This is a genomic window from Klebsiella sp. BIGb0132 (genome assembly GCF_024810075.1).
GTDB classification, from domain to species: domain Bacteria; phylum Pseudomonadota; class Gammaproteobacteria; order Enterobacterales; family Enterobacteriaceae; genus Klebsiella; species Klebsiella terrigena.
Map to the genome: position 1 here is coordinate 194,527 of NZ_JANUDW010000009.1, position 6,424 is coordinate 200,950.

Below are 6,424 nucleotides of genomic sequence, written 5' to 3' on the forward strand. Positions count from 1 at the left end.
CACTGGGGATCAAAGGAGACCGGTATGAGCCAACGAGGCCTGGAAGCACTATTGCGGCCAAAATCGATCGCCGTCATTGGCGCGTCAATGAAACCACAGCGTGCCGGTTATCTGATGATGCGTAACCTGCTGGCCGGCGGCTTTAACGGCCCGGTCCTGCCGGTCACTCCGGCATGGAAAGCCGTTCAGGGCGTGCTGGCATGGCCGACTATCGACAGCCTGCCGTTTACTCCCGATCTTGCCGTACTCTGCACCAACGCCCGGCGAAACCTTGAGCTGCTTGAGGCGCTGGGGAAAAAGGGCTGCAAAACCTGCATTATCCTCTCCTCCCCGCCGGAGCAGTATCCGGCGCTGCTCGAGCGTGCCGCCCGCTATCAGATGCGGCTGCTGGGCCCAAACAGTCTCGGGCTGCTGGCGCCCTGGCAAGGGCTGAATGCCAGCTTTTCGCCGGTGCCGATTCGCCGGGGCAAGCTGGCGTTTATCTCCCAGTCCGCCGCGGTGTCGAACACCATTCTTGACTGGGCGCAGCAGCGCGAGATGGGCTTCTCATACTTTATTGCGCTGGGCGACAGCCTGGATATCGACGTTGACGATCTGCTCGATTTCCTCGCCCGCGATAGCAAAACCAGCGCCATTTTGCTCTATCTCGAACATCTCAGCGACGCCCGCCGCTTTGTTTCCGCGGCCCGAAGCGCATCGCGCAATAAGCCGATTCTGGTGATTAAAAGCGGACGCAGCCCGGCGGCGCAAAAGCTGCTGCACGTCAACTCCGGGATGGACCCGGCCTGGGACGCCGCGATTCAGCGCGCGGGTCTGCTGCGGGTGCAGGATACCCATGAGCTCTTCTCCGCCGTCGAGACGCTGAGCCATATGCGCCCGCTGCGGGGCGAGAAATTAATGATCGTCAGCAACGGCGCGGCCCCTGCGGCCCTGGCGCTGGACGAACTTTGGCTGCGCAACGGCAAGCTCGCGTCGCTAAGCGATGAGACCGGCGACAGGCTGCGGCAGGCGCTGCCGGGAAGTATCGACATCGCTAACCCGCTGGATCTGCGCGACGATGCCAGCAGCGAGCACTATCTCAAGGCGCTCAACGTGCTGCTGGATAGCCAGGATTATGACGCCCTGCTGGTCATTCACTCTCCGAGCGCGGCCGCGCCGGGAACCGAAAGCGCGCTGGCGCTGATTGACGCCTTAAAAAACCATCCGCGCGGCAAGTACGTTACGGTGCTGACGAACTGGTGCGGCGAATATTCGTCTCAGGAAGCCCGACGCCTGTTCAGCGATGCGGGTCTGCCAACCTACCGTACGCCGGAAGGCACCATCACCGCCTTTATGCATATGGTGGAGTACCGACGTAACCAGAAGCAGCTGCGGGAAACGCCGGTGCTTTCGGATACGGTGACGGCCAACACGGCAGAAGCCCATACGCTGCTGCAGCGGGCAATAACCGAAGGCGCAAGTACCTTAGATACCCACGAAGTCAGCCCGGTGCTGCGCGCCTATGGCATCCATACCCTGCCGACGTGGATTGCCGCCGACAGCGCCGAGGCGGTGCACATCGCCGAGCAAATTGGCTACCCGGTCGCGCTGAAGCTGCGTTCCCCGGATATCCCGCACAAGTCGGAAGTTCAGGGCGTAATGCTCTATCTGCGTACCGCCGCCGAAGTACAGCAGGCGGCGGATGCTATTTTTGACCGGGTCAAAATGACCTGGCCGCAGGCGCGTATTCATGGCCTGCTGGTACAAAGCATGGCAAATCGCGCCGGCGCGCAGGAGCTGCGGGTGGTCGTTGAACAGGATCCGGTCTTCGGTCCGCTGATTATGCTGGGTGAAGGCGGCGTCGAATGGCGCGCGGAGGATCAGGCCGCCGTCGCCCTCCCGCCGCTCAATATGAACCTGGCCCGCTATCTGGTGATCCAGGCGATCAAAAGCAAAAAGATCCGTGGCCGCAGCGCACTGCGCCCGCTGGATATCTCCGGCTTAAGCCAGCTGCTGGTTCAGGTATCGAACCTTATCGTCGACTGCCCGGAGATCCAGCGTCTGGATATTCATCCTCTGCTGGCGTCCGGCAACGAGTTTACCGCGCTCGACGTGACGCTAGGTCTTGCCCCGTTCACCGGCGATAGCGAAAACCGGCTGGCGATACGCCCTTATCCCCAGCAGCAGGAGGAGTGGGTGGTGTTGAAAAATGGCGAACGCTGCCTGTTCCGCCCAATTTTGCCCGAAGATGAACCGCAGTTGCTGGCCTTTATCGCTCAGGTGACCAAAGAAGATCTCTATTACCGCTACTTCAGCGAGATCAATGAATTTACTCACGATGATTTAGCCAATATGACGCAGATCGACTACGATCGAGAAATGGCCTTTGTTGCGGTACGCGCGAGCGCAGAGGGATCGGAGATCCTCGGCGTTACGCGTGCGATCTCCGATCCCGATAACATTGATGCGGAATTCGCCGTCCTGGTCCGCTCTGATTTGAAGGGATTAGGTTTAGGCCGCAGGCTGATGGAAAAGCTGATTACCTATACGCAAAGCCACGGCCTGCAGCGGTTAAACGGGATCACAATGCCCAATAACAGGGGCATGATTGCTCTTGCCAGGAAGCTTGGCTTTAAGGTGGATATTCAGCTGGAAGACGGGATTGTCAGCTTGTCCCTGCAATTTTCAGCGCAACAATCATAAACTGACGACCGCAATTGTTGACCACTTTAGCGGGTAGTAATGTTATTATTGCCCGCTTACGTCGTCTGCATGGTACAGAAGACCCTTCAATAAACAGAGAAGAAACGCACTGTGATGTTGTCAAAATTTAAGCGCAATAAACATCAACAACACCTTGCCCAACTCCCTAAGCTTTCTCAGTCAGTTGATGATATCGAGTTCTTTTACGCTCCCGCAGATTTTCGGCAAGCGTTACTGGCAAAGATAGCTCACGCCACCCAGCGTATTTGCATTATTGCGCTCTATCTGGAGCAAGATGATGGCGGCAAAGGAATTCTGCAGGCACTCTATGACGCCAAACGCCAGCGTCCAGAATTAGATGTTCGTATCCTGGTTGACTGGCACCGAGCCCAGCGCGGGCGCATTGGCGCCGCGGCAGCCAACACCAACGCCGACTGGTACTGCCGCATGGCGCAGGAAAATCCGGGCGTTGATATCCCGGTTTACGGCGTACCGGTGAATACCCGCGAAGCCCTCGGCGTCCTGCATTTTAAAGGTTTCATCGTTGATGACTGCGTGCTCTACAGCGGCGCCAGCCTGAATGATGTTTATCTTCATCAGCACGATAAGTATCGCTACGACCGTTATCAGTGCATTCGCAACGGCAAAATGGCCGACGTGATGTTCGACTGGGTGGAGCATAATCTGGTCGAAGGCCGCGGCGTGAATCGCCTCGACAGAGCCGATCGTCCGAAAAGCCCGGAAATTAAAAATGATATCCGTCAGTACCGCCAGGAACTTCGGGACAGCGGCTATCATTATGTCGGCGATGCGGAAAACGATCGGCTGTCGGTAACGCCGCTGGTTGGCCTCGGGAAATCAAGCCTGCTGAACAAAACCATCTTCCATCTGATGCCCTGCGCGGAACGGAAGCTGACTATCTGTACGCCGTACTTTAACCTTCCGGCCCTGCTGGTGCGTAATATCATCCAGCTGCTGCGCAGCGGAAAGACGGTAGAAATTATCGTCGGCGATAAGACGGCAAACGACTTCTATATTCCTGAAGATCAGCCGTTTAAGATTATCGGCGCGCTCCCCTATCTGTATGAGATCAACCTGCGTCGTTTCCTGAGCCGGCTGCAGTACTATGTCAACACCGATCAGCTGATTGTCCGTTTGTGGAAAGATGACGATAACAGCTATCACCTGAAAGGCATGTGGGTTGATGACGAATGGATGCTGCTGACCGGCAATAATCTTAATCCGCGCGCCTGGCGCCTGGATCTGGAAAACGCCATTCTTATCCACGACCCGCAGCACCAGCTTGGCGCGATGCGTGAAAAAGAGCTGCATCTGATTCGCCAGCATACGACGGTGGTTAAGCACTATCGCGACCTGCAAAGCATCGCCGAGTATCCGGTAAAAGTGCGTAAGCTGATTCGCCGCCTGAGGCGCATCCGTATCGACCGGCTAATCAGCCGTATTCTCTGAATTCCAGCCCCGCTTCGCCGGGGCTTTTTTATGGGATCGTTATGCGTAAAGTCATCATCATCGCTCCTCTGCTGCTGAGCGGCTGTAGCCATATGGCCAATGATTCATGGCGCGGCCAGGATAAGGCCCAGCACTTTCTCGCCTCAGCCATGCTCTCCGCAGCGGGTAACGAATACGCGCAGCACCAGGGTTACAGCCGCGATCGCAGCGCCGCCATCGGCTTTATGTTTTCGGTAAGTCTGGGCGCATCGAAGGAGCTGTGGGATAGCCGCCCGGCGGGGAGCGGCTGGAGCTGGAAAGATTTTGCCTGGGACGTGGCCGGCGCCACAACCGGTTACGCGGTGTGGCAGCTGGCGCATCAGTAATATCTACAGGCGTAATCCCTTGCCCTTACGGTGCAGCATCAGGGAGACGAAGAAAGCTAACGCGCCCATGGCGGTGACATACCAGTAAAACGCGTGTTCTGCTCCGACTGATTTTAACAGCAATGCGACATATTCAGCCGAGCCGCCGAACAGCGCATTAGCGACCGCGTAAGATAACCCAACGCCTAGTGCACGTACCTGAGCCGGGAACATCTCCGCCTTTAAAATACCGCTGATCGAGGTATAGAAACTGATGATCAGTAAGGCACACATAACCAGCGCGAATGCAGCATACGGTGAAGTGACATTTTGCAATGCGCTCAAAATCGGTACCGTAAAGAGGGTCACGAGTACGCCGAAACAGAGCATTGAGGTTCGCCGGCCAATCCTGTCCGATAGCGCACCAAATAGCGGCTGAGCCAGCATATAGAAAAACAGAGCGGCGGTCATAATCATGCTGGCCGTACTGGCGCTCATCCCAGCCGTATTGACCAGGTATTTCTGCATATAGGTCGTAAAGGTGTAAAAGCTTAGCGAGCCGGCGGCGGTAAAGCCCAGCACCATCATAAATGCCCGGCGATTACGCCATAATCCTTTAAAGGATCCCGCTTCTTTCAGCGCCCGGGTCTCCTGCTGCGAAGTTTCATCCAGCTGACGTCGGAGCCATAGCGCCACTACCGCCAGTACGGCTCCCAGCGCAAAAGGAATACGCCATCCCCAGGCGTGCAGCTGTTCATCACTGAGAATCTGCTGCAGCGTCACCACCACCAGGACCGCCAGCAGCTGCCCGCCGATAAGCGTTACGTACTGGAAGGATGCGTAGAAGCCTTTCTTCCCCTCAACGGCAACCTCACTCATGTAGGTTGCGCTGGTTCCATATTCGCCGCCGACCGAGATGCCCTGGAAAAGGCGGGCCAGCAGCAGGAGTACGGGAGCCCATGTGCCGATCGTCGCGTAGCCCGGCAGGCAGGCAATAACCAGCGATCCCATACACATCATGCACACCGAGATGAGCATCGAGGTCTTGCGGCCACGGCGATCGGCAATACGGCCAAACAGCCATCCACCGATGGGGCGCATCAGGAAGCCGGCGGCGAATACGCCTGCGGTTTGTAGCAGCTGGGTGGTGGTGTTTCCTGAGGGAAAGAAGATATGCGCAAAATAGAGAGAGCAGAATGAGTAGACATAAAAATCAAACCATTCAACCAAATTCCCCGAGGATGCTCCAACAATCGCCCATATGCGACGGCGGGTATCAGCGTGTTTCAGCGATCCCCGTTCGTTAATACTGCTTTCTACCATTGTTATTCTGCTCCAGCAAAGACTGCAATCTGTCTCGTCGGGCGTACCACGTCACTTAGACAAATCAATTAGTAAAACAAATGTTATATAATTGTTATATTTTTATATGTGATTTAACTCACATTTATTTTCGTCATGCGGGTATTTGGAATGAACGATAAAGCAGGAGCGGGGATAGAGTGAAATATGGGGGTGAGGCGGCGACAGTAGGCTTTTATGTTGCAGTTGCCGGTAGATGAGCACGCGGAACGCGGCGCGCAGCGCCCGATCCGGGCGGCGTCCGGCCGTTTTCCTTAAACTGCAGATAACAAAAAAACCCCATGCTTGCGCATGAGGTTTCTTTGTTTATTTGATGCCTGGCCGTTGATGGCGGGCGTCCTGCGGGCCGTTTCGCGCCTGAATAAGCAGAGATAGCGGCACGAATCGCCCGATCCGGGCGGCGTCCGGCGCTTTTCCTTAAACCGCAGACAACAAAAAAACCCCATGCTTTCGCATGAGGTTTCTTTGTTTATTTGATGCCTGGCAGTTCCCTACTCTCACATGGGGAGACCCCACACTACCATCGGCGCTACGGCGTTTCACTTCTGAGTTCGGCATGGGGTCAG

4 protein-coding genes and 1 rRNA gene are annotated in these 6,424 nt (G+C 56.3%); 3 read left to right on the forward strand and 2 right to left on the reverse strand.

Annotated features, from left to right (window positions below):
- Window positions 1–24 precede the first annotated feature (24 nt).
- The 3 genes from M2416_RS21910 to M2416_RS21920 all read left to right on the forward strand — a co-directional run bounded on the left by M2416_RS21910 (window position 25) and on the right by M2416_RS21920 (window position 4,517).
- On the forward strand, window positions 25–2,682 hold the full coding sequence (locus tag M2416_RS21910; RefSeq protein WP_259226715.1) for a bifunctional acetate--CoA ligase family protein/GNAT family N-acetyltransferase: 2,658 nt from the start codon (window positions 25–27) through the stop codon (window positions 2,680–2,682).
- Between the two features lie 114 nt (window positions 2,683–2,796).
- Window positions 2,797–4,152 carry a CDP-diacylglycerol--serine O-phosphatidyltransferase gene (pssA, locus tag M2416_RS21915; protein ID WP_041146773.1) on the forward strand — a complete coding sequence of 452 codons (1,356 nt, stop codon included), beginning with the start codon at window positions 2,797–2,799 and terminating at the stop codon, window positions 4,150–4,152.
- A gap of 41 nt (window positions 4,153–4,193) precedes the next feature.
- Complete coding sequence (locus M2416_RS21920; RefSeq protein ID WP_128877418.1) at window positions 4,194–4,517, forward strand: YfiM family lipoprotein; 324 nt, start codon at window positions 4,194–4,196, stop codon at window positions 4,515–4,517.
- A gap of 3 nt (window positions 4,518–4,520) precedes the next feature.
- Here M2416_RS21920 and M2416_RS21925 read toward each other — a convergent pair whose 3' ends face one another.
- Both M2416_RS21925 and rrf read right to left on the reverse strand, forming a co-directional pair.
- Window positions 4,521–5,819 (reverse strand): MFS transporter, encoded by a 1,299-nt coding sequence (locus M2416_RS21925; RefSeq protein ID WP_259226718.1) that lies wholly within the window; start codon window positions 5,817–5,819, stop codon window positions 4,521–4,523.
- A 517-nt stretch (window positions 5,820–6,336) separates the two neighbouring features.
- Window positions 6,337–6,424 (reverse strand): 5S ribosomal RNA (rrf, locus tag M2416_RS21930); the annotation flags it as partial.